The following is a 23655-nucleotide window of genomic DNA, read 5'->3' as shown; positions in this document are numbered from 1 at the left end:
AGGGGCCGGCACTAATACTGTATTGCCGTTACTGGTCAAGGATCAGCCCGCAGCTATTGACCTGTTGCCGTGCAGCATCGTGCATGGCACGGGAGTTCTCGGCAATGGCACGGAGTCTGGCGGATTCCTCACTGCGTTTCTGATACATCCTCTTTCTTCTTGCCTTTTCCTCGCTCTCGGCTTTTATCCGGGCCTCAATCCTGGCCCTCACCTCCGGCTTTAAGTCGCCGCTGATATAATGGGTTACGGTGCCGTCTGGGTGGATCACAATACCAGAGGAGTGGATTTCGTGGCCCAGGAGAGAAAGCTGTGCGCTGCACTGCGGCAGCGTGTCAAAATAATGCCGGATCTGTCCCTCATAATAAGATGCCTTTTTCGGGTCATTTGCCATCTGCTCCAGAATGTTCGGCGCGATTACTACGTTATTCGTTCCTGCCGTTCCTGCGCCGATCTTGTCTATGCTTTTCTGATTATTTTCCACATTTTGGATCATCACATTGCCGTATTTCTGTTTCAAATACTGCCGGTAAATGTCGGACTTTGACATTTCCGCAGACACTCCTGGATTGGCTTCTGCCCCGGATGGGTTCTCTGCCTTCCCCATTTTTTCCAGCAGCTTCAAAAAACCACTCCCGATGTCTGCCGTTTCCCGCGATTTGCGGGCATACCGTGAAACTGCCGTCAGCTCCCTGCCTACACCTGAAAAGTTCATTACCACCTGTCTCCTCCTCTTTTTTATACCTTGTGAAATGACCGCATGGCCATAATGGGATGCCCTTGGGTATTACACCCTGGAAACCTTCTCCTGCGTTTGCTTGATCTTAAGAGGCAGGCGCGGGAGAGATCCCGGGCATACAGTTCATTCCATATATCGGCAGAATTTTTCCGTTTTTCAGGGAAATGGAACGAAATGCATGGTTTTCAGGAACAAACGGAAAAGCTTCCGTTTTCAGGGGCATTATTTCAGAGGTATTGTTTCAAAGGCGCTCCAAGGATTTCAGATTTCTGCGGTATTCGGCCATTTCCTCCTCGCTCACCGTATCCATGATATACTGCAGTTCGCTGATCACGGACTCCCGTTCCTTCGGCAAATACGCCGTGACCGGATAAAAATTTGAAACGGAATCGGCAAACAGGTGGGTTCGAAGCTGCAGCTTCTGAATGAATACCTGCAGCTCCTCCATACGTTCCTTCTCCCCGGCCGGAAAAAACCTGCCCTCCTGCGCCATACGGTACAGCCCTGTGCCCGGAAACAGGGTGAGGGAGTCCACGGAAATGAAATACGGGTTGAGGCTGCCGAACAGCTCCGCGCTGTTTACGGCGTTGCGGTATCCATTTCCCCGTCCCGCCAGCCCGGTCATGTAGACAAAATAATATTCAATCCCCGCCTCGTCCAGCTTCCTGCACTGCTCTGCAATATCTTTTGCCGTGTACCCCTTGCCCGCCAGCACAAGCGTATCGTCATCCCCGCTTTCCGTTCCGATGCTCAATCCGTTAATCCCCATGGCACGGAGTTTTTTCAGCTGCCGCACGTCCTTGTCCATGATATCCCGGATGCTGGCAAACATGGCCATGGTCCGGCATTTGATCAGATAATCCCGCACCGTGAGCGCCCGGAGTTTCAGGTTTTCATAGCTCATGGCAAATGGATTCGCCCCGGTCCAGAAAATGCGCCGTGCATTGGGCTGGCAGCGTTTGATCTCCGCCAGGTCTTCCTCAAATTCATCCATCGGGGACATGCGGAAGCATTCGTCCCTGTAAAGATTGCAGAAACGGCATTTTCCCCAGGTACATCCGGAGGACGCCTGTATAATGACGGAATGCGCCTCATAGTGGGGACGCCATGTCCTTCCTGTAAAATGCATCTCAGGCACCTCCTCACAGATGATGAACGCTCTCGCGGTAGCGCCGCAGCTCGTCCTCGCCCACATTTTCTATCACATGATCCAGAAAATCCAGCAGCTTCTGCCTGTCCCTTGGAAGCTTGGCCTGCATCTGAAATGCGTTGGAGGCGCCAAGCGCGGCAAACACTGTAGGGATGTTCAGATTTTCCACCAGCGTCCTGACCTCCTTGTATTTCTCCGTTTCGCTCTCCTCCGCCCAGGCGCCCCGCTGAATCTCCTGGTACAGCTCGGAATCGGGATAAATCGTCATCATATTTGCCCCGATCAATGTGGGATGAAGCTGGCTGCAGACGGCGGCGGTGGCTTTTGCCCCAGCCTCCCCGCGTCCCGCGCCGGATATGCCCGTCAGGTAAAAAAAGCTGTAGCGGATGCCTGCCCGATCCAGCCGCCCGCACTGCTCCAATATGTCCGCCGCAAGATACCCTTTATTCATAAAACGCAGGGCTTCATCGTCCGCTGTCTCGATGCCGATGGTCAGACCGTCATATCCCGCTTTGCGCAGTCCGGCAAGTTCCGCGTCCGATTTTGTGGAAATGTCCGTGATTCTTGCGAAACTGCCGATGGTCTCCATTTCCGGAAAGCCTGCGCGGATCAGGTTCGCGATCTCCGTCAGCCTGTCGGATCGGAGCACAAACGGATTTGCCCCTGTGAGAAAGGTCCGGGTTATTTGATGCCCCTGCAGACGGCGGTACATCTCGCTTGCTTCCTTGATGTCCGCAGCGATATCTTCCAGCGGCGACATCCGGAATGAAAACGGCAGATCCGCATAAAGCGTACAGAATTTGCACTTGTGATGCGTGCAGCCTGCGGTCACTTCTAAAAGTAATGAGGATGCCTCGTAAGGCGGCCTCCAGATGGTTCCTGTATAATGCATGATTTGTTCCTCCTCGTAGTTCTGCGGATATCCGTTTACGAATATAAGATACTGCTGAAAATTTGTTTCGGCAAGTACTGACTTTTTTTGGTGGTAGTATGATTTTGGATAGTATTGGCTGTGAATAGTAATAAATAGGTTGCAGTTCCCGGATGGGCAGGCCGTAAACTGTAACCTAAATAGTAATGACTCGGCAGCGTACTTCCATAATTCCGCTTGACATTTTCCATCCATGCCTGCAAAATAAGGATAGTTCATAGCCTTTATGTTTGATTTTGGAAAGAAGTGAAAATGATATGGCTGAAAATAAATTTAGCAAAACCGATGTGATCGCCCGCTGCGTCCCTATGAGCAGGCTGCAGTCTGTGATCGGAGGAAAATGGAAAATCCTGATCCTGTGGTATATCTCATTTTACAAGGTTCAGAGATTCGGCGAACTGATGCGCCGTCTTGACGGAATTACCCAGTCCACTCTGACGAGGCAGCTCCGGGAATTGGAGGGCGACGGATTTCTCCACAGAGAGGTTTATAAGGAAATTCCGCCGAAGGTCGAGTATTCCCTGACGGAATTTGGGGAGAGTTTTATACCTGTCCTGCAGACAATGATGGCATGGAGCGAGGCTTACCTCTGCCCGGATTATAAAAATCCATATAAAACGTGAAATAGCGCAGGAGGACGGCGGCGGGGCGGGTCTGCTGCTTATACCAAAGGGGCTGCTTGATTCCCATGAGACCCGCCTGCATATAGGACATCCATACCAGTTCCGCCGCATCAAGAACAACATTACAGAGATTGCAGATGCCGCCCGTAGATATCCAGACTATTTTTCCGGTTTTAGATCAGCATTTATAATATCCCTTATACCATTCAGCAAATGCTCTAAGCCCTGTTCTGAGGTCCGTAGACGGACGGAATCCAAAATCCGCTTCTAGTTTGCCCGTATCCGCATATGTAACGGGTACATCTCCCGGCTGCATCGGAACCAATTCCTTATGGCTTTCAAAATCAAAGGAATCTGGCAGTACCTCGGCACGTATCAATTCTTCCGATAAGATCCGTACAAAATCTAATAGACTTTCCGGATTGGAATTTCCAATATTATAGATGCTATACGGTGGAATCGGTAAACCGTCTTCTCCCAACGCTTTTTCCGGCGGAGCGCCCATTACCTGTATCACACCTTCAACGATATCATCAATGAAAGTGAAATCACGCTTACAGTTTCCATAATTGAATATCTGTATCTTCTCTCCTCTCCGCAGCTTGTCCGTGAATCCAAAATAGGCCATATCGGGCCGGCCGGCCGGACCATAAACCGTGAAAAATCGAAGTCCGGTCGTTGGTATATTGTAGATCTTAGAATAGGAATGTGCGAGTAGTTCATTGGATTTTTTTGTAGCTGCGTACAGGGAAACCGGGCGGTCTACAAAGTCGGATTCCTGAAACGGAATCTTATGATTGCCGCCGTAGACTGAAGAACTGGAGGCATAGACCAGATGTTCCAGGTGATCTTCCAAGCCTCGACAGGCTTCTAATATATTGTAGAACCCTATCACGTTTGAATTGATGTAGGCATCCGGGTTGATAATGGAGTATCGGACTCCAGCCTGAGCTGCCAGGTTAACCACAATGGAAGGGCTGACAGAGGAAAATAAAGATTGAACCGTCTTTCTATCAGATATATCGCCCTCTATGAAGCTGAATTTGTTGGAAGGGTTAGAGACTGCCACAGAACGAATGCTTTTGAGCCGATATTGTTTTAAGATGGGATCATAGTAATTATTAAGGTTATCGATTCCAATGATTGTACTGTTTTTTGTACTGGATAATAGTTTACAAATTAAATTGGCGCCTATAAAGCCTGCTGCTCCTGTTATCAAAAATATTTTTTGATTTATATTTATTTCTTGCATAATTCCTCTCTTCACTTTGGTCTTTTTCTTTTATATATTACACACCCATATTGCATCATTTATTCTAATCCATATCGAAATTGTTCACTCTCAGCATACCCCAACTGATTTGGATTGAACATGATAATAACATTTGAAGGATCGTATTCTTCAACCAGTTCTTTTGCCGTGACATTCATCTGATTTCTAAGAATCCATCTCAAATCTACCGCAATTACATTTTGATATGCAGTAGTCAGATAAGATTCCACCATTGTTCCAAAGGAATCAATGAATAGCATAACTGTTCCATCATTTTTTGCTGTTTCGCTTTTATGAAGTACCAAAGGGAAATCACCGCCTATATACATCCCATACATTCCACGTTCTCTCCATGGTAATTCTTTGAAGCTCTGATCAAAGATTGCTTCATAAAAGGAGCCGCTTCTCAATACCTGTTTGTGTACAATTTCGCAAGTTTGATTTGTCTCAAATTTAGGATAAATGATACTAAAATTATCAAAGCCGGAAAACAGATATCCTGTCCTGCCCCCATAATATCCTAATGATCCATTTTTATAAGTGTCAATCTGATAATTTTGAATATCAAATACTTCTTTTTCTATTTCTTCTCCGTATATATCGGTTAAATACTCACATATGTACTGGAATGCTGCAAAACCGCCATTGGCATTCCAATGATGCTCCGTACATAAAAACTTGGAATAAAAGCCCCCTTCTAAATGAAATTTTTCCCGAAGATCAAGGTAGTTCACATCTCTTATTTCTAATTCCTTCAAAAATATATCCGCATTTGTATTGCTGTAATCTTCAATACCTGTCGGCCAATTTGTATCCTCGTATATATCATGCTTCCATGGCGCCTGAACATATAATAAATTAGAATTTCTGTCCCTGAGCCAATCTGAAAATACTTTAACATTGTCAGCATTTTTGACAAATCCTGAGTTTTCTGGTAATGCAGGCACTCCCTCTGACAGCATACCATTCTTCAGTTTAACCACACCGTTCACTTCTCTCTGTGCGAATAAACGATGTCCCAGCCCATTTATATCAATAAACACAGTCTTATTCGGAAATGCTTCACAATATCCTTTTTCAAATGATTCAGTAACTGAACTAAATCCGGCAGCACCTTGTAATAGATTGTGAACTGCCGCAAACGGTATCTTTACATTTGAGCTGAAAACATATATCAAAAACAACAGAAATAAGATTGCAATAACTGTATCTGCACTGCTGATTTTTTCTTTCTTTTTCATAATTTTTTCACCTTGCTTAGCTTAAAAGTTAAAATAGATAAATGGGTTATGCGCACCCATTACAAGATATGAAACTGAAAAAAGAAATAAAGTACAGTATAACATAATTTCAATTCCACTCGAAGCAGCTATTTTGATCAAAAAGCTTGCTTTTCCATTCTCCTGCAATTTGGACAATCTATCTTTTATCCAGTCTGACAGCGGTACACTGAACAACGCTGTTATCAAAATAAGAAAAATGTATTCCCGACCATAGAAAACTGTTTGAGCTTTAATAAATTCATTACCATTTAATCCAAACATTCCTTTTATGTACCTGAAAGCGCCATGCAGCCCATTTGCCCGAAAGATAACCCAGCCAAATGCAATACAAAAAATAGAAAACACTCGCCATAAAATTCCTTTCAACCTTGTTAATTTTTCGGGGTGTATCAAATATTTTTCAATTATCAACAGTACAAAATGCAAAAATCCCCAAACAATAAAATTCCATCTTGCTCCGTGCCATATCCCCGTCAAAAGCCAGACCACAAAAAGGTTAAAGATATGTCTCTCCCTTTTCACCCGCGAACCGCCCAGAGGAATATATACATAGTCCCGAAACCAGGAGCCAAGCGATATATGCCATCTTCTCCAAAATTCTGTAATACTTTTGGAAGTGTATGGAGAATCAAAGTTCTCATTGAAATGAAATCCGAACATACGCCCCAAACCGATTGCCATATCGCTATATCCTGAAAAATCAAAATAAATCTGAAAGGTATAACAAATCATTCCCAGCCATCCCATCACAACAGTTAGTTCTCCTACGTTAAGGGAAAAAGCTTTGTCCGAAACCAATGCCATATTGTTGGCTAATATGATTTTTTTAGATATACCAATGATAAAACGCTTTACACCCTGACAAAAATCAGGCCACTCTGACTTCCTGCCTTTGATTTCTGCTGCTATTGTTTTATATCTTACAATCGGGCCTGCTATCAGCTGGGGAAAAAAAGAAATGTAAAGACCTAAGTCTATTACATTCCTTTGTACCCGTTCCTGCTTGTTGTAAATGTCGATAATATATGACAGCCCCTGAAATGTAAAAAACGAAATTCCAATCGGAAGGGCAATACTTGTCACAGGGAGCGATGGAATCAGTTTGCTTAGATATGATGTTGTAAAATTAAGATACTTAAATATAAACAGGAGACCAATATTAAGGCATACAGCTAATCCTAACAGAAGCTTTCTGATACTGTATCTCCCCCCCCTGTCAGCAAAATATGAAATGCCAAGTGCTGTCAGATAGTTGATCACAATCGAAATGATCATGATAAATACAAACTTCGGTTCCCCCCATGCATAAAAGAATAAACTGGCAATGAGCAGAAAAGCATTCCTATACGTTTCTTTCAGCAAATAATAAGCTGCCAATACACACGGCAGAAATACAAAAATAAAAGTTGTGCTGGAAAATATCATATGATCCCCTTCATGGCTTTTTCTCGTATTAACCTGCAATAATACCTAGTACAGCATTTCCATAATGCGCTTAGTGTATACATAATTAAGAAATGCTGTACTAGACCTCAGAAAATACTACCATACGATATGCATCGACATAGCTGCCATCTACTGATAATGCTTCTTTCTTTAAGATTGCTTCCTCCTCAAATCCTGCGCTTTTCAGCAGTTCAATTTCGTCCTGGAATTCTGAAAATACATAGGAATAAACCTTATGCATTCCAAATTCACAAAACGCTTTCTCTAAAAGCAATTTTATGGCAATACTCTGACTTTCCGTATTCCATTCTTCATCGTCACTTGTAAAAATGCATAATTCGCATCGTCTATTTATTATGTCCATGTCTTTTAAATAGACTGTTGCTATAGCATACGATGCCACACCAAAATCTTCATCAACACGCTCAACAATATATTGTTTATAATGACCTGTTTCGACATGAGCTTTATAAAAATCTCGATTTGATTCCTCTGTAACCAGAACCCGGTTAAAGCAATGTCTTACGACCTGGGGCGCATTTCTCCATTTTACTATTTTCTTTCCATCAGCTTCTGTTATTGGACGCAAAAAAATTCTCATAATAATTTCCTTTCCAGAAATAAACATATACTTCTTATTCAAATTAGCTTTGAATTAAACAGAAAAACATTTTGGCGATGCTACAATCATCCTATTTAATTTTTTTAATACTCTTCCATGTCCAATTTCATAAAACACTTCTACACCAAGCCTTTTCATTTCCTTTACGCTATCATTCCATCTGACTTGCCCCGTCATCTGCTGTATCAGATTTTCTTTCATTATCTTTAAATCATTTGTTGCTTTTCCTGTGACATTTGAAACAACATCACATATGGGCTCATTAAAACTCATTTTCTCTATTTCCGTACGCATGACATCATACGCTTCTTCCATTTGCGGACTGTGAAATGCCGCACTTACTGACAGCCTCCGAAAGATAATAGATGGATTTTTAGACAGTTCTCTTTCAATCATGTTGATTCCTTCATCCGTTCCGGAAATAACCGTCTGCATAGGTGAATTAAGATTTGCTGCAACTACCGCTCCATGAGTTTTCGAAATCATGTCCAGTAATTCCTTCTCTGAAATTCCCATTACAGCGGCCATTGATCCTTTCCCATTTTGTTTAGACATAACCTCCGCCCGCTTTTGGACTAGTGCCAAGCCATCTAAAAACGAAAAAACGCCAGCTGCATACAGCGCACCATATTCACCCAGACTATGACCTGCTACATAGTTATATGAGAGTCCGCTCTGTATAGCTTTTTCCAGATACATTGCAGAACAAACATAGATTGCAGGTTGTGCATATTGCGTCAGATTCAATTTTCCATCTGATTCCTCAAACATCAATTTCTTTAGGTCATAGTTTAAAAAGTCGCACGCTTCCTCCAGCCTTATCCTTGCTTTCCCGATTGAATCATAAATCTCTTTTCCCATACCTGTTTCCTGGGAGCCCTGTCCCGGAAATAAAAAAGCATTCGTCATTACCTACTCCTCTGTTTTCAAAATTCTTCATGCTAAACATATCTCCATGTCCTGGAAAAACCACACTGATTTTTCCAAAAAGGCTTCTTAGAAATGGAATTGTATCACTTTGATAACATTTCTTATTCCCTCCAGGAAATCTTGTTATAACAGGAATTTCCATAAAACTGTCACCGGAAAATAACATATACATATCAAGAATCACGCAAATGCTTCCCTCCGAATGTCCTGGTGTCAATACAAACTCTAAAATATGGCCATTCCATATAATTTCTATTTTATCCTTTATTTCCACGTCTGCTTTTTTACAGGTAAATGCATCTATGTGGACATGACTTTTCTCTATCTCTTTATTAAAATATGACAATATATTTGCAGTATTAGACAGATTTTTTTTACAGTCTCCAATATTTCTACTGCAGCATTTACTTGCATATACATGGCAATCCAATTTTTCTCTCAATCTGTTCAGACCGCTGATATGATCAAAATGTTCATGCGTTAATATAACGGTTGCTTCTTCTATTCGTTTCTCATTTATAAACTGCCAAAATTCGTTCGAGTTAATCGGATCAACAATCAATGCATTATCATTGTCTATTAATATATAAGCATTCGAATCTATGAAATCCCAAACGAATTGATGTACAGTTATCCCTCCGATTTTATTTTCTTTCGACATTGTTTTTCCCAGATGCATATACTAAATCCCACATTCCATCATGCCGCATCCCATATTTTTGATGAAACTTCAAAGATGCAATATTATCCTTTTCTACCCACGCATACATATACTTTCCACCTGCTTGTATATATTCGCGTATTCTGCGCTGCAACATATCGTGTATTACCCGCTTTTCAGCTCCATTAAACACCTGATTAATATATAGTTTACGTGGTTGCATATGGGTTTGCAGTATCGCATCCACATTCCCCATTTTTCCCTTGTGTATGTACACTTCCCCTTTTCTTATCATTTCTTTCAATTCATCATCGCTTACCAAATGACTGATCCTCGTATCAAACACGGACCACAGTTTCCTGTTAATCACTTCAGTGTCGGTAATTCCAGCCTGTTTCCCCATTGAATCAATTTTGCTTTCACTCATAGATACATGATCAAATACATTTCCACAATCAGATGTTGACATTCGCATCATCCGTGCAAGGCCCACATAGCCGGCCCTCTCGAATACTTCTTTATTTTCATTTACATTGCGTGACAAAAATTCAACAACATACTCTCTTTTACCCTTTTCGTTGCCAGCTTTACATAAAAGTTTTTCCAATGTTTCTTCATCTGAAGCGTAATATATCAGTCTTTTCACCCCATGGTCATCATATGAAAACATAAACGATTCTTTTTCTTCCCATATGGATTCTACAATGCTGCAAATATCATCTGTATAACCATTTGTGATTGGTCTGCAATGATCTTTTAATTTAGCAATTTTCTTATTTATTTCTAAGTACATATAATCTAACACAATCTGTAATCGTACATTGATCTCCCAATATCAAATATACTCATGTACAACCCCTGTATTATGAAGCCAGCAGATTATGCAATACCCCCCCCCAATTTAATTTGAGAATATCATTTTCAGCCCAGCTTATTATTACATTTGTACTTTTATTCACATCCGAAGATATCTCCTTCTTATATTTTTTAATATTATATATTTTTCCATTTATTTTCAGTTTAGGCATCGGCATTAAATCCGCACCGCTATAATCCATCGACCGCAAAAAGGCATATGCTTTATTAAATCCCCACTTCAAATCCATAAATCCATCATTGGGAAGTTCCCTTGACAAATAAAGCTTTGTATCGGATTTAGTCGGTATACTCACAATATATTCTTTTTTCAAAAATACATCTAAATTTTCCCGAAAAAGGTCAATGCCTTCCTGGAAGCATCTGAGCATCAATTTCATTGCAGTATCATCTTCCAATAACGGAACTTTTCTTTGCACAATGATTCCGCCATTATCTATACCAATTCCAACTACATGCCAGGTTGCACCAGCATACTTTTCCTCATTAAAGATTGCCCATGTAGAGGGGTTCATTCCTCTATATTGGGGGAGAAAAGCTATATGAAGATTGATAATAGTAAAATTCTCCTTTTCAACCACGGCAGCCGGAAATATATATGAGTTATGCGCACTTATAATTAGAATTTCTTCTCTTATTTCCAGTAAAAATTCCTTGAACTCTTTTTTATCTATTTTAAGAAATTCAATACCTAATCTCTCGCAAAGCTTCTTTGTAAAACTAAATTTTTCAGGAAATATTTCTATATAAGTCACGGGAATATTTCTGGTATGAAGCTCTTTCAGACATTCATCTGCAACCCTTCCATTCCCAACAAGGTACACCTTTTCAAATTTTCCCATCCTGATAATCCTTTCTTAAATCAATTAAAGCTCTGATTGTATTAATTCACAATGTTCCAATCTACCGATATCCATAAACATAACACCCCACGCCAATCCTGATCCAAATGCAGATAAACAGCAATGACATATTTTTTCTTGAAGAATGTCTTTTAGATTGTATATTGCAGTGAGCGGGATTGAAGCCCCACTAGGATTTCCAAAATTTTCCACCAAATTCATGGGTAGCTTTTCAACTGGTAACCCTGCTTTTTCCGCCAGCTTTTGCAGCATAAATTTATTTGGCTGATGAAATAGGAAATAATCTATTCCATCTACATTTTCTTCCGACACTTTAAATGCATGTTCCAGCATAGGAGGAACTTCTGTCTGCACAAAATTAAACACACCACTTCCATCCATATGAATGTTATCAAGGCTGCGAAAATTACCGTCTCCCTGATCCTTCATAAGTGCTGTATTTGGAGAACTTGGCATACGAAAAGCGCCTGCCGGTATCTTCAATGCATCTCCCCTTGCTCCGTCCGTATGCATTTCGTAATATATGGATTTATTTTCATCACTGTTTTCGACTATGGTAATTGTTGTTGCATCTCCTATTAATGGAAAATCATTTCTGTCCCGTTTAGATACCTTCTGACTTACGACATCTCCATTTACAAGAAGCACCTTTTTTCTGCCCATATGTTCGAGTAAAAGAAAGGATTCCATAAGCCCTAGTAGAAACCCACAACATCCCTGCGCCAGATCAATGCACAAAGTGTTGCAATCAAATCCGCATTGCGCCTGTATAATATTACTTATATGAGGAACAAAATGATCCGGACATAGCGTAACTACTACTATGGCACCTATTTCTTCCTTTCTGATCCATCCATTCTCAATTATATGTTTTATCCCGTATACTGCGAAATCAGAAACTGTCGATGTGCTCTTAGATAGTCTGTGCTTATTGAATCCCATCACTTTTTTCAATCGCATTGTTTGTTTTACCGGAAATGAATAGTTTTCTGCTTCATCATCAAAAAATCCTTCTTTCTCAGGTAGTACTCCAAGCATTGATGATATTTTTTTCCCGGAAAAGAATGTCTGCATCAGATATTACCTCCACTCTTTTTTACTAATCTAACAATAGCTTCCGCATCGAAAAAATTCTCCGGTATAATATCCAATCCGTCAATTTTAATATCATATTTTTCTTCTATCATATTAACCAACGAAATGATGTCAAAAGAATCTAGTAGTCCATCTTCAATAAAATTATTGCTTTCCTTATAATCAAATTCTGGCCGAATCTCGTCCAGCATACATAATATTGCTTCCAAAATTACGCCTCCTATATCATATTTGCTTTTTCTTTTAACAAAAGTCTGTCAATTTTTCCGTTTGTATTCCTTGGCAGTTCATCCATTTTTTCAAACACTCCTGGAATCATATATGACGGAAATATCTTCATCAACGCAGTTCTAAAATTTTTATCCGTTATTTCATTATCGCTTTCGTAATATAAAACAATTTCTTTCTTTTCATATTGATAGACCGCACAACAATATTTTACTAGCTTCAAATCATTCTCAATAACATGCTCTATTTCTCCAAGCTCAATACGGTACCCCATATGTTTTATTAGACTGTCCTTACGTCCTTTAAACATAATATTCCCGTCTTTACGTATATAGGCCATATCTCCTGTACGATATATAATCTCCGGATATGCCCTATTCAAAGGATTTTGAGTAAATGCAACTGCAGTTTTTTCAGGATTGTTATAATATCCCATGGCAAGGGATGTTCCTCTTACACACAGTTCGCCTTCCTCTTCAACTGCACACCTCTGATTATTTTCATTTAAGATCAAGATGTCTGTATTACGATATGGTATTCCTATTGGCAAGGCTTCTCTTTCATCCGGTCTTTTTTCCACAACAAAATATGTACAATCAAGCGTAATTTCAATCGGACCATAAAGATTCGCAAATTTTGTATTTGGCAGATTATCAAACCAATAGCAAAATTGTTTTGTAGGAAATACTTCTCCAGCAAACCATACCAGCTTAAGATCCGATAACGGAATTTTTTCTAGCAGATGCATATTCGCTATATTAACCATGATCGACGGAACCCAAAATATAAACGATACTTTTTCCTGAGCCATCGTTTCTAAAAGCCTTGCAGGAAAGGAGGCAAGAAATGCATCCAGCAAAATGAGCTGTGATCCGTTTAACATCAACATACATAATTCAAAATCAAAAATATCGAACACAACCGGAGAAAGAGAGCCCATTATTTCCGCTCCGTTAAAGCCAAATTTCTTGTTTGAGACTTCCATAAAGTCAAAAAAACTCCTATGATTTAAAATCACCCCTTTAGGCGTGCCTGTTGAACCTGATGTATTGATAATACAAAATGGATCTGTATCAATCATACTATTTCTTCGCTCAGAAAGCCTTTCATCTACTTCACAGTTATTTTCCCATTCAATCTCGTCAATGAGTATCATCGGAACAGATATTTGTGAAAGCTTCATCTGATATTTCCTGCTTGTTACTACAGCCACTGGCTTTATTAGCCCGAATATATTTTTAATCCGTTCTTCAGGCATTTTTATATCAAGATTCATAAAAGGGTTTACCGAATACATAATTCCCAAATCAGCGATAACCGTGTTTATTTCCTTTGGAAGAAATACCGCTATTGGTTTATTTAATGCGTCCGGCACAATATCTGTTATTATTCCACCTACAATCTTCGCCCTACTTTCCAATTCAGCAAATGTTATACTTTCTTCTTTGTGCTTAACGGAAATCCGGTTCCTATTCTTTGATACAGTATTTTCAAAATGATCCAATAAATTTATGTTCATGATTTATCCGCCTTTTTAACAATGTGTTATTTTCGATTTCGTATAATCATATGTATACTTAAATATTAAATCTTCTGGTTTAAACGGTTCTTCAACAAAATAATATATATTTTTTTGTATCAATCCACTAATTTCACGATATGCGGTGGTCTCACTTATACACGAAATGAATTTATCTCCAAGCCTTTTATCTTTCAAAAACCTTCTATCTTTCAAAAACATCTCAAAATAACCATATCTTTCAGGCACCTTAACCCCGCAGCATTGTGTATGGATAAATTGCTTTTTCATAAATCTGTTTCCTGCATAATCAATAATATTTCCTACAAACGGCATATTAAAACGATATGGGACATCCATCATTTTTTCTACATAATGAACAAATGTAAAGCAATTTGCTATATCTGCACCAAAGAATAAAAATTTTACTCCATCCATATGGTGCAATATATCTAGTCCACTATTTTCGCCCAAAGAATGTTCTCCTGGATTTTCAAACTTACACTTCAAATTTTCCGGAACAGATAAAGACAAAATCGGATCAAGTGTCCTATATCTGCCATTCTGTTTTCTTATATAGTCATTAAAAGCCCCCATAGATGTCTTACTATTTAACACATCATAGTCTTCATGATTACAAAAGCTATAAGTAAATGTCGGTACAATTATATTTCTGACTCCCAAATCCTCTATGATCTGATACAAAATACGCAGATACTCCTGTCTTCGAAATCCTGTCGGCGGCTTTCCAAACATCACATCGGAATGAATAAAAAGCGTATCACAATCATCAGCGCCAATATCCAGCAGAGACTGCCGTATATCTTCTGCTCCATATGATTTTCCATCCGAATCAATAAAAAGTTCGTTCACTGTTTTATCCCCATCCATTCTCCAATATTCCAAACAACCTGATTGAGCTGCTAAAATATAATCGTATACTGCTAAAAATTGATATATCCTCCATCAGAGAATATTGTACGTCCAGTTATCGCAGATGACAGATCACTCATCATAAAAAGGGCTATATTTACAATTTCTTCTAATGATGTCACACCAAGAATCTGCTTGCTGATTTTCTTTTCTCTATTTTCATTTCCCATCTGTATAAATGCCTGTCTTGACATAGGCGTATCCACACTTCCTGGCAGAATTGCATTGATTCTGATATGGTTTTTGACCAGTTCTAACGCAAGCGCCTGAACTGCGGCATTTGCTGCTGCTTTTGATGCGGCATAAATAGTTTGGCATTTATCCGGATAAAGCGAATTAATAGAAGATATCTCCAATATGCACGCTTTATCCGCCCTGTACTTTCTTCTGGCAAGACATCTTGACAGCTCAATCAACGCATAAAAATTTACCGACATGCAATGCTCCATCTTTTCCCTTGTAAGCATTGCCAGCGGAAGAACCGGAGCTTCCCCTGCACAATGTACAACCCCATTTATACGTCCGCCATGTTCAATTGCCGTATCAAAAAGACTGGAATAGTCGCTTTCATCAGCCAGGTCTTTTTGAATGATCAAGTGGTCATTGCCGTGAAGCATTGTTTTTGTCTCTTCAAGTCCGGTTTGATTACGGCCAATCAATACAACCCTCGCGCCGCATTCCGACAGTGCGATCGAAATCGCTTTTCCAATCCCGGATGAAGCCCCTGTGACAAGGTATAAATGTTCTGAAAAATCAAAATAATGATCCCGCATCTTCTTATTCTTCCATTACATCCAAAACATCTTTTATTGTCCGAAACTCTTTAACCTGATTTCCTGACAGATTTTTATGAAATTGTTCGTCAACAAGCGCAATAACAGATAATGCAGTAATCGAATCCCACTCGTCATAATCCGATAACTCCGCATCTTCCCGAATTTCTGATACATCCAGCTCCATAATCTCTGCCAACATTTCCATTTTTTTCTCGTTACTCATAATTCTCTCCTTTTCTTTAAATCATTTTTTCAATCGTGTTCTCTCATTTTTAATACTTTCTAATTTAATACTTTCTAAAACGCTTATATCGTTCTTCTACCATTTCATTTCTATCCATACTGTTCTTTTTTAACAAAAAATTTTTCATCTGCACCTTTATATATTCTGAAATTTTTCTCACATTGTGCATATTAGCCCCGCCATACTCCGGTATAATTTTATCTATAATTTTCTTTTTCTTTAAATCTTGTGCCGTAATATGCATTTTCTCTGCCGCCTCAGGAGCCCGGGATGAATCCCCCCATAAAATGGATGCATAGCCTTCCGGGGTAATAATGGAATATGTCGCATTTTCAAACATCCATACCTCATCACCAACCGCAGTCGCAAGCGCGCCTCCGCTTCCTGCTTCTCCGACAATAATCGCAAGTATCGGCACCTTGAGCCTGGACATCTCTAAAAGATTCCTGGCAATCGCAGTTCCCTGTCCTCTTTCTTCCGCACCGACACCACAATATGCACCCTGTGTATTTATAAAAGATATAATCGGCCTTCCAAATTTCTCTGCCTGCTTCATCAGGCGGAGCGCTTTCCGATATCCTTCTGGATTTGGCATACCAAAGTTTCTTCGCAGATTTTCTTCGACAGTGATACCCCTGTATTCTGCAATCACAGTGACTGGTTGGCCATCAAGTAATGCGATACCGCCTACGATAGAAGGATCATCCCTATAAAGTCTATCCCCTTTCAATTCTACAAACACATCAAATATATTTCTGATAAACATCACAGTAGCAGGCCTGCCAATTTTTCTATTTTCTCTTACTTTTTCCCATGGTGTCTTTTTCGACCAGGCCAGGCTTACAGCATAGCTTTGAGAAAGCTGATAAAACCGGCTGTTCAATCCATTTGTAAATGAAGCAAAGCTTCCGCTCTGTTTGTTTACAACTGAAAGAAACTGTATCATTTGCCGGAGCCGTTTCCTTTGCACTATACCATCTATCATTCCATGTTCTTCAATAAATTCAGATGTTTGAAATCCTTTTGGTAATTCTTCTCCTATCGTCTGCTTGATAACCCTTTTTCCAGCAAATCCAACTGTAGCTCCTGGTTCTGCCATGATGACATCTCCAAGCATAGCAAAACTTGCTGTGACACCTCCTGTTGTCGGATCCGTCAAAATAGTACATGAAAATAATCCTTCTCTATCGTGCCTGCCTAACGCAGCAGCCGTCTTTTCCATCTGCATCAGAGATATGATGCCTTCCTGCATTCTTGCGCCTCCGGAACAACAAAAAATGAATACCGGCAGTTTATTTTCCGTCGCCGCTTCCACAAGCCGTGTAATCTTTTCCCCTACAACATGTCCCATACTACCCATGATAAAAAAACTATCGCAGACACCTATTGCAATCTTTTCCCCCAGTACCTTGGCCTCTCCAACAACAACAGCTTCTCTAATGCCTGTTTTCTCTCTTGCAATCGCAAGCTTCTCTGCATAAGTTTCCTCTATCGGGATTTTCAAGTCCAAATCTTCAAACCATTCTGCAAATGTACCTTTATCTGCTATCATACGAATCCTTTCCTTGGCCGGAATCCTAAAATGATAGCCGCACGAAGTACAGATATATCTTTTTTTCCTTAAATTTCCCTCCTCATACTCCGTTCCGCATACCTTACATTTCTTCACAGTCTATTACCACCTATCAACTTATATCAGCCCAATCAAATCTTGAACTGTTATCGCTTTTTTCAATTCACTTAAATTCACAGTCCTATGGTAGTCGCTGTCTACCAATGCCATAAAAGAAATTGCGGCCAAAGAATCCCATTCCTCCAAATCTGATAAATGAACTTCCAGAGTAAGCGAGCCTTCCTCGAGATCCATAATTTCTTCTATTCTATGTAATTTTATAATGTCATCATCTGCCATTTCATCTCATCCTTCCTATTGCGATTTATCTTTATTAATACAAAATTCGTTCTAAAGATGAAAGGGTTTCTTTATTTCTTTCCTTTGTAAGACAGCATCTGCATATTTCTATACCCTTTTCATCTTTTTCCGGTTCGCAGATTACATATCCCATTTTTCTGTTAAATCTTATTGCCCTTTTGTTTGATGCAAAAGTAAAGCCAACAATCTTGTTTAATCCTAAATTATCAAATGCAAATCTGTTGAGCAAAAGGGATGCTTCAAAAATCTGAAAGGCATCTCCATTTAAAATCAATCGCCCTCCTTCTCCGACATCACCTTCAATATTGTAAATACTTGTTGTTCCGAGCTTCTCTCCACTCTTCGAAACCACCAGAAAAAAATAATCGCCTTCTTTTTTACGTTGATTTCTAATCCATTCCTGCTGTTCTTCGATGGTATTGTTTAGCTTTGGGATTCCTCTTGTGTTCTTTGGATTTTGCCGAATCTTAAGTGTAAATTCCGCATCTTCTACAGAAACAGCTCTTAAATCTACATACCTGCCTTTAAGTACATCGTCATATACCATTTTTTCTCCTATCTTCCTGAGTACGCATTCTGTCGATTCAAAAATCCAGCAATTACACTGCAAATCTTTTGAATGTCACTATATGTCAAATACATATTCATCGGAAGCGAAATCGTGTGCTCACTCACATATTCTGCATACGGGCAGCTTCCCTTTGCATAATCATACATCCGATAGTTAATATTATTTGCATAATGTACTCCCGGATAGATTTCCTCAGAATTAAGAACAACCATCAGTTCATCTCTTTTATCAACCAAAATCTGCAAAAGATGGCAGGCACTTTCACATCCTTCCTCCATCCGTACAAATTTTATTTTATCACTGCACTTTTCCAAGCACTGCCTGTACCATTGTACAAGCTGTCTTCTATAGGCGTTGTCCCGGTCAAGATACTTTAACTGAACCAGCCCGATTGATGCCATAATGGAATTGCCGTGGCCTTTATCTCCAATATATTCCACATCATATTTCCATTTGTAATTTCCACTGTCTGAAGATCTGGAGTATGTGTCTTTATTTATTCCGAGCCAGCATTTCTTTCTTACAATTTCATCAAAGTCCCCTCTTTTGAAGCAGATCATTCCACTGTCTGCTGTCGGAAGATTTTTTACCGCTTGAAATGAATAAACAACAACCTCTGCCTCACGGCCTGGTATTTCTCCCTTATATCTCGTACCTGCCATATGTGCCGCATCCAAAATTAGTTTCAGATTATGTTCCTCACAGATTTTAACAATCTCATAATAATTCCCCATATTTCCGCCCAGTCCCACATACATAATTGCTCTGGTTTTCTCTGTAATATGTTCTTTTACCGATTTTGGATCTAAGCACATCGTATCGTCAATGTCTGCAAAAACTGCTTTCATCTTAGATTTTAATATTGCATGATTAGAGGAAACAAATGTAATCGGAGTCGTGATTATCTCGTCATCATCTGCCCATCCATACTCTTCCTTCAGAATATCTACTGCCATATATAATCCAATTGTAGACGAATTTGTATAATGAGCAAATGGAAGTCCGGTATACTCTTTCCATGCACTCTCAAATTGAACCGTCTTAAATCCAAGCCCGGTCCATCCGGCCTCCAGGCACTCACGAATTTCCTGCAAGCACTCGTCTACTTCATATTTCGCTTTAAAAAGTTGGATTCCTGCCATATCATTTCTCCTTCTCCCTGTAATCATTATTTATTATAATTGCTGTTTCCTCAAAAGCCTATCTACTTACCGTTTACCTGTTTACTGTTTCATATCTTCCAGAAGGCTGCTAATATATTCCCCATAATCCGTACCTGCTTTTTCCATCGCGCACTTCCTGAGTTCGGCACTGGTAATCAATCCTCTGCGCCATGCGATTTCCTCAATACAATAAATCTGCATACCGCAGGCATTTTGAATTGACTTTACTAACATGGACGCATTCATGACATCGTCCCAGTTATCTATAGCTATCTCCACAAAGCCGCGGTCCAGTGTAACAGTATATATCTTTTCTTGATCCAGCATTGACGAAATTCGTGATTGAAGCTGCACACCATCACACTGCTCCACATGACCTATCACCTGTTTTGGACAAAAAATAACGGGGATCTGATGGTAATCATACTGTGTTACCAAGTGATCCTCGTCTTCTTCTGAAACAATTTTCTTATCAGCGTCAAAGTATATTCTTGATGGATACCCCATTCTCTTTTTGGGAAGAGACAGAATGGTAATATGCTCTCTGTGGAGCATTGCCTTTTGGAAGAATCTTGTCTGATCAACTCCATAAATGATTGACCTACCTGAAACGATCATCAGGCTACCGCTGCCGGAAGTATATTGTCCTGCCGGAAAAACACCTGAGCAGGCAATATGCAGCCCAAGACGTTTTCCGTCCCCAAATTCTTCTAAAATATATTTCCGGTCCTTTTCTCCGCATACGATATCAACGTTTCTAATACCCATAAGCATGAAATAACTTAGCAAAAAGTAAACCAGAGGTTTATCATAAATAATGGTGTCTGCACCTATACCAATGTAATTTTCTTCTAATACAAGCAATCCGCCCCATTCTGTATTATGATGAATTACATCTCCGGTAAGCAGACTATCCGTATCTGTATCAAGCAAAATTGCTACTTTCCCGATTATAGCAGTATCAGGTAGGCCAATTCCTCTTTCCCATTTAGATACTGCCTTGTCGCTTACACCTACTCTGTCCGCCAATTCTTTTTGAGTATATCCAGCTCTCTTTCTAAGATATTGTATTGCATTTCCTATTACATTTATATCCAAATAATCACTCCAAAATAGTCTTTTCTCTTCTCATGTACCAGTTAATCACTATTTTCATTTCTCGCTTTTTCTTCTTTTCTTTGCATCATTATTATAGTATATTCTTTTATCCGTCTGCAAAATGCTCTAATTCCACCATTTCGCAAATAGCGATATGATGCATTTACTTTATCCATAAAAAGAAGTATTATATAATTCCATTTAACTGGCAGCAGACATCCCCGAACCTTTTCTGTTGCTTTAAATGTAATTAACTCTGGAATGTCTTCTATTATTCTTTTTTCAATATTCGCATATGAAAAAGTCGTCCTCAATAGTTCTTGTGCATTTTCCACAATTTTTTGTCGCAAATTATAGTCCTCAATAAGTTTATATAAAGCACTCAACCATTCTTCTTTACTATTACATAAAAAACCATTTTTTCCGTTTTCTACCACTGTTGTATATGGGATACAATTGGAATAGACCCCTGGTATACCTGCCATTGTAAATTCCATAAACTTGTTAAAATATTTGCATTTACAAAATTCATCATTATCAGGAAGAGGTGCTACGCCTATGTCAAAATTCTGTTTCCATAGATATGTTTTAAACTCTTTCAAACTCATATGCGGTACGTATTTTATCTTACACTCTCCTAAACAATCCATCTCATTGATACCAAGTAGTTGTATTTCTATTTTTTTATTTGTCATCTTCGTCAATTTTGGTAATATAGGCATCAATATATCCCTAAACCATTGTCCGTTACCCGCATTGGAATAAAAGACAATTTTAATTTTATTATTTCCACTTATCCTCCATTTGTGAATTTCTTCTTCATTCGCGGCGGTATCCATTCTAGCAAAACGATGTATATTGCATTTTTCGGAGACATATGTATTTAAATTTGGATTAGAAGACAAAAAAACATCAGCGTTTTCTATGGTTTGCTTTAGATATTTAATTCTTATCTTTTTAAACAATTCATCATTCTTATGTAAAAACAGATTATCGTCTAATTGGTATATAAAAAATCTGTTATATTTCTTACATATTTGAGAAATACGAGCAGTTATTTGATTAGTACTTCTTATAGAAAGAACTACATCACTCCACTCAATTAATTTTATACTTACTTTACATGAATTAACACATCTAACTTTTATCGGATATTTATCTTTTATTGTATTTGCAAATTGCATCATTCCATTAACTGTTTCTGTAAAATTATCAAATTCAATTAATATATTAGTTTTTATTCTTTTTTCCATATTCCCTCCTTGATATAATTAACAGCATAGTTGAAAATATCCAATTTGAATATAAAGGAAAAGAAAAAATATAGTATAACCGCTATACTCACTGACAAAAAAAGGAATAGAACAACTGGCATTTTTATTACTTTTAACAGAAAAACGGGTAGAATAGAAATAGAAGTAATCAAAAGTATTGGTATTATATCTGTCAATATTTCTTTTACCTTATAATCTACACTCTCTTTTAATGAAGATAAATATTGAAAACTTGTAAGAAAAGCTATATTGCTTTGTGCCAAAGCAAAAATTGTAATATCTACTTTCTTAATAAAGGAAAAAATTATTATTGCAAATATAACAAAGACCAATCTATAAAATTCAATTTGCATATTTTTACGATATCTTCCGACAGAATAGTTTAAGTTCATACAGAGCTGTCTAATTGGATTTAAAGCATAATAAATGCACAATGCTCTTATGATAGGAACAGAAGGCAACCATTTATCAGTATATAATAAAACAGTAATTTCCGGTGCACATACACACAATCCCATCATTAGAGGAAACATAATGTAGCAACTACATTTCATTATGGAACGACTTATTTTTTTTAGTTGATCTCTATCTTTCTGATAAGACGAAAAAGTAGGCAAAAGTAAATTTGATATAACATTGTATGTCTCCACACCTAGAAGCATCGTAAGCTTACTTGCTTGTTGAGAATATCCAACATCTGTTTGATTCCACTTTTTTGCAGAAAATAAACTGGATACGGATGAGGTTAAAATGTCTAACAATCCATTAGTCATAACTTTTATTCCACATTTTGAAATTTCATACAATTCATATATTTTAAAAGAAAAATGTATTTTTTCTTTTTGAAGAAGTAAAAGTAATAATGCATATCCTGCTCTATGGACAATTGTGTTTACTAAAAGAGTCCATTTAAGATCAATAATATGCATACATATAGATGCTCCTATTCCGCCTAATAATGCAGCTGATAAATCTGCAATAAATATTCTCTTAAAATTCATATTTCGCATAGCATTTGCCAAACAGACAGTAATAATACTTTGACTAATAAAATCTAACCCAGCTATACGAAGCAATTCGCCTAATGTATTAGAACCATAAAAGTTCGAAAATAAAGGGGCACTAATTAGTAACAGAAAAAACAGTAAAAGCCCTCTATAGAAACAAGATGAGAATGCAATATCCCAATCCTCATTTTTTATATTTGGTTTTTGAATTAAAACTGTATCCAAGCCACAATTAACAACTATATTTCCTAGTGAAAGAACAACTGACCATACTGCCATCAATCCATATGAATCAGGATCTAGTTTTCTCACAAAATATATGCTAAAGGCAAGAGATACTCCACGCCCTAATATTAAATTCAAAGTTTTCCATAGTAAACTTCTGACAAAACTACTTTTTGAAATATTTTTCATCTTTAA

Annotated in this window: 25 protein-coding genes; 1 reads left to right on the top strand and 24 read right to left on the bottom strand. The window is 38.6% G+C overall.

From position 1 onward, the window contains the following. Positions 1–28: 28 nt before the first annotated feature. The 3 genes from EBB54_RS27305 to EBB54_RS27295 all read right to left on the bottom strand — a co-directional run bounded on the left by EBB54_RS27305 (position 29) and on the right by EBB54_RS27295 (position 2778). A complete protein-coding gene (locus EBB54_RS27305; protein WP_125129793.1) occupies positions 29–712 on the bottom strand; it encodes a DUF6033 family protein in 684 nt (227 codons plus the stop codon). Between the two features lie 265 nt (positions 713–977). Continuing rightward, on the bottom strand, positions 978–1865 hold the full coding sequence (locus EBB54_RS27300) for a radical SAM protein (RefSeq protein ID WP_125129792.1): 888 nt from the start codon (positions 1863–1865) through the stop codon (positions 978–980). A gap of 13 nt (positions 1866–1878) precedes the next feature. Beyond that, on the bottom strand, positions 1879–2778 hold the full coding sequence (locus tag EBB54_RS27295) for a radical SAM protein (RefSeq protein WP_125129791.1): 900 nt from the start codon (positions 2776–2778) through the stop codon (positions 1879–1881). Positions 2779–3074: 296 nt separating this feature from the next. Here EBB54_RS27295 and EBB54_RS27290 point away from each other — a divergent pair, with 296 nt between their 5' ends. Beyond that, entirely contained in the window at positions 3075–3440 is a 366-nt protein-coding gene (locus EBB54_RS27290; RefSeq protein ID WP_125129790.1) for a winged helix-turn-helix transcriptional regulator, read from the top strand. A 178-nt stretch (positions 3441–3618) separates the two neighbouring features. Here EBB54_RS27290 and EBB54_RS27285 read toward each other — a convergent pair whose 3' ends face one another. From EBB54_RS27285 to EBB54_RS27185, 21 genes are all read right to left on the bottom strand, one after another. Beyond that, complete coding sequence (locus EBB54_RS27285) at positions 3619–4692, bottom strand: NAD-dependent epimerase/dehydratase family protein (protein WP_125129789.1); 1074 nt, start codon at positions 4690–4692, stop codon at positions 3619–3621. A 59-nt stretch (positions 4693–4751) separates the two neighbouring features. Continuing rightward, positions 4752–5954 (bottom strand): alginate O-acetyltransferase AlgX-related protein, encoded by a 1203-nt coding sequence (locus EBB54_RS27280; protein ID WP_125129788.1) that lies wholly within the window; start codon positions 5952–5954, stop codon positions 4752–4754. A gap of 21 nt (positions 5955–5975) precedes the next feature. Then, positions 5976–7421 carry an MBOAT family O-acyltransferase gene (locus EBB54_RS27275; RefSeq protein WP_125129787.1) on the bottom strand — a complete coding sequence of 482 codons (1446 nt, stop codon included), beginning with the start codon at positions 7419–7421 and terminating at the stop codon, positions 5976–5978. Between the two features lie 100 nt (positions 7422–7521). Continuing rightward, entirely contained in the window at positions 7522–8085 is a 564-nt protein-coding gene (locus tag EBB54_RS27270; RefSeq protein ID WP_205128770.1) for a GNAT family N-acetyltransferase, read from the bottom strand. 12 nt (positions 8086–8097) lie between these two features. Continuing rightward, positions 8098–8925 (bottom strand): ACP S-malonyltransferase, encoded by an 828-nt coding sequence (gene fabD / locus EBB54_RS27265; protein WP_243127837.1) that lies wholly within the window; start codon positions 8923–8925, stop codon positions 8098–8100. Further along, positions 8906–9655, bottom strand: coding sequence for an MBL fold metallo-hydrolase (locus EBB54_RS27260; protein WP_162307222.1), 750 nt, complete (start codon positions 9653–9655; stop codon positions 8906–8908). The genes fabD and EBB54_RS27260 overlap by 20 nt, the downstream gene beginning before the upstream one ends. Then, positions 9639–10460 (bottom strand): GNAT family N-acetyltransferase, encoded by an 822-nt coding sequence (locus EBB54_RS27255; protein ID WP_125129783.1) that lies wholly within the window; start codon positions 10458–10460, stop codon positions 9639–9641. Before EBB54_RS27255 ends, EBB54_RS27260 begins: the two co-directional genes overlap by 17 nt. Positions 10461–10518: 58 nt before the next feature. Beyond that, positions 10519–11373, bottom strand: coding sequence for a formyltransferase family protein (locus EBB54_RS27250; RefSeq protein ID WP_125129782.1), 855 nt, complete (start codon positions 11371–11373; stop codon positions 10519–10521). A 24-nt stretch (positions 11374–11397) separates the two neighbouring features. After that, positions 11398–12468 (bottom strand): 3-oxoacyl-[acyl-carrier-protein] synthase III C-terminal domain-containing protein, encoded by a 1071-nt coding sequence (locus tag EBB54_RS27245; protein WP_125129781.1) that lies wholly within the window; start codon positions 12466–12468, stop codon positions 11398–11400. Next, entirely contained in the window at positions 12468–12698 is a 231-nt protein-coding gene (locus EBB54_RS27240; protein ID WP_205128769.1) for an acyl carrier protein, read from the bottom strand. Before EBB54_RS27240 ends, EBB54_RS27245 begins: the two co-directional genes overlap by 1 nt. A gap of 11 nt (positions 12699–12709) precedes the next feature. Further along, positions 12710–14236, bottom strand: coding sequence for an AMP-binding protein (locus EBB54_RS27235; protein WP_125129779.1), 1527 nt, complete (start codon positions 14234–14236; stop codon positions 12710–12712). A gap of 15 nt (positions 14237–14251) precedes the next feature. Further along, complete coding sequence (locus EBB54_RS27230; RefSeq protein ID WP_125129778.1) at positions 14252–15127, bottom strand: AAC(3) family N-acetyltransferase; 876 nt, start codon at positions 15125–15127, stop codon at positions 14252–14254. A 53-nt stretch (positions 15128–15180) separates the two neighbouring features. Beyond that, complete coding sequence (locus EBB54_RS27225) at positions 15181–15942, bottom strand: SDR family NAD(P)-dependent oxidoreductase (protein WP_125129777.1); 762 nt, start codon at positions 15940–15942, stop codon at positions 15181–15183. 4 nt (positions 15943–15946) lie between these two features. Continuing rightward, the gene (locus EBB54_RS27220) at positions 15947–16168 is read right to left on the bottom strand and encodes an acyl carrier protein (RefSeq protein ID WP_125129776.1); all 222 of its coding nucleotides are present in this window, start codon (positions 16166–16168) and stop codon (positions 15947–15949) included. Between the two features lie 64 nt (positions 16169–16232). Beyond that, positions 16233–17858 (bottom strand): acetyl-CoA carboxylase carboxyltransferase subunit alpha, encoded by a 1626-nt coding sequence (locus EBB54_RS27215; RefSeq protein WP_243127836.1) that lies wholly within the window; start codon positions 17856–17858, stop codon positions 16233–16235. A 21-nt stretch (positions 17859–17879) separates the two neighbouring features. Further along, on the bottom strand, positions 17880–18101 hold the full coding sequence (locus EBB54_RS27210) for a phosphopantetheine-binding protein (protein WP_125129775.1): 222 nt from the start codon (positions 18099–18101) through the stop codon (positions 17880–17882). A gap of 34 nt (positions 18102–18135) precedes the next feature. Further along, positions 18136–18669: a GNAT family N-acetyltransferase gene (locus EBB54_RS27205; RefSeq protein WP_125129774.1), complete on the bottom strand. Its 534-nt coding sequence runs from the start codon at positions 18667–18669 to the stop codon at positions 18136–18138. 8 nt (positions 18670–18677) lie between these two features. Continuing rightward, entirely contained in the window at positions 18678–19835 is a 1158-nt protein-coding gene (locus tag EBB54_RS27200; RefSeq protein ID WP_125129773.1) for a DegT/DnrJ/EryC1/StrS family aminotransferase, read from the bottom strand. 81 nt (positions 19836–19916) lie between these two features. Continuing rightward, positions 19917–20954 (bottom strand): XRE family transcriptional regulator, encoded by a 1038-nt coding sequence (locus EBB54_RS27195; RefSeq protein ID WP_125129772.1) that lies wholly within the window; start codon positions 20952–20954, stop codon positions 19917–19919. A gap of 41 nt (positions 20955–20995) precedes the next feature. After that, the gene (locus EBB54_RS27190) at positions 20996–22207 is read right to left on the bottom strand and encodes a glycosyltransferase family protein (protein ID WP_125129771.1); all 1212 of its coding nucleotides are present in this window, start codon (positions 22205–22207) and stop codon (positions 20996–20998) included. Then, positions 22192–23649 (bottom strand): oligosaccharide flippase family protein, encoded by a 1458-nt coding sequence (locus tag EBB54_RS27185; protein ID WP_125129770.1) that lies wholly within the window; start codon positions 23647–23649, stop codon positions 22192–22194. Before EBB54_RS27185 ends, EBB54_RS27190 begins: the two co-directional genes overlap by 16 nt. Positions 23650–23655: the final 6 nt, after the last annotated feature.

The sequence above is a fragment of the Schaedlerella arabinosiphila genome, assembly GCF_003885045.1.
Taxonomy (GTDB): Bacteria; Bacillota; Clostridia; order Lachnospirales; family Lachnospiraceae; genus Schaedlerella; species Schaedlerella arabinosiphila.
The sequence above is the reverse complement of the archived record's forward strand: the minus strand, read 5'-3'. Positions and strand labels throughout refer to the sequence as shown.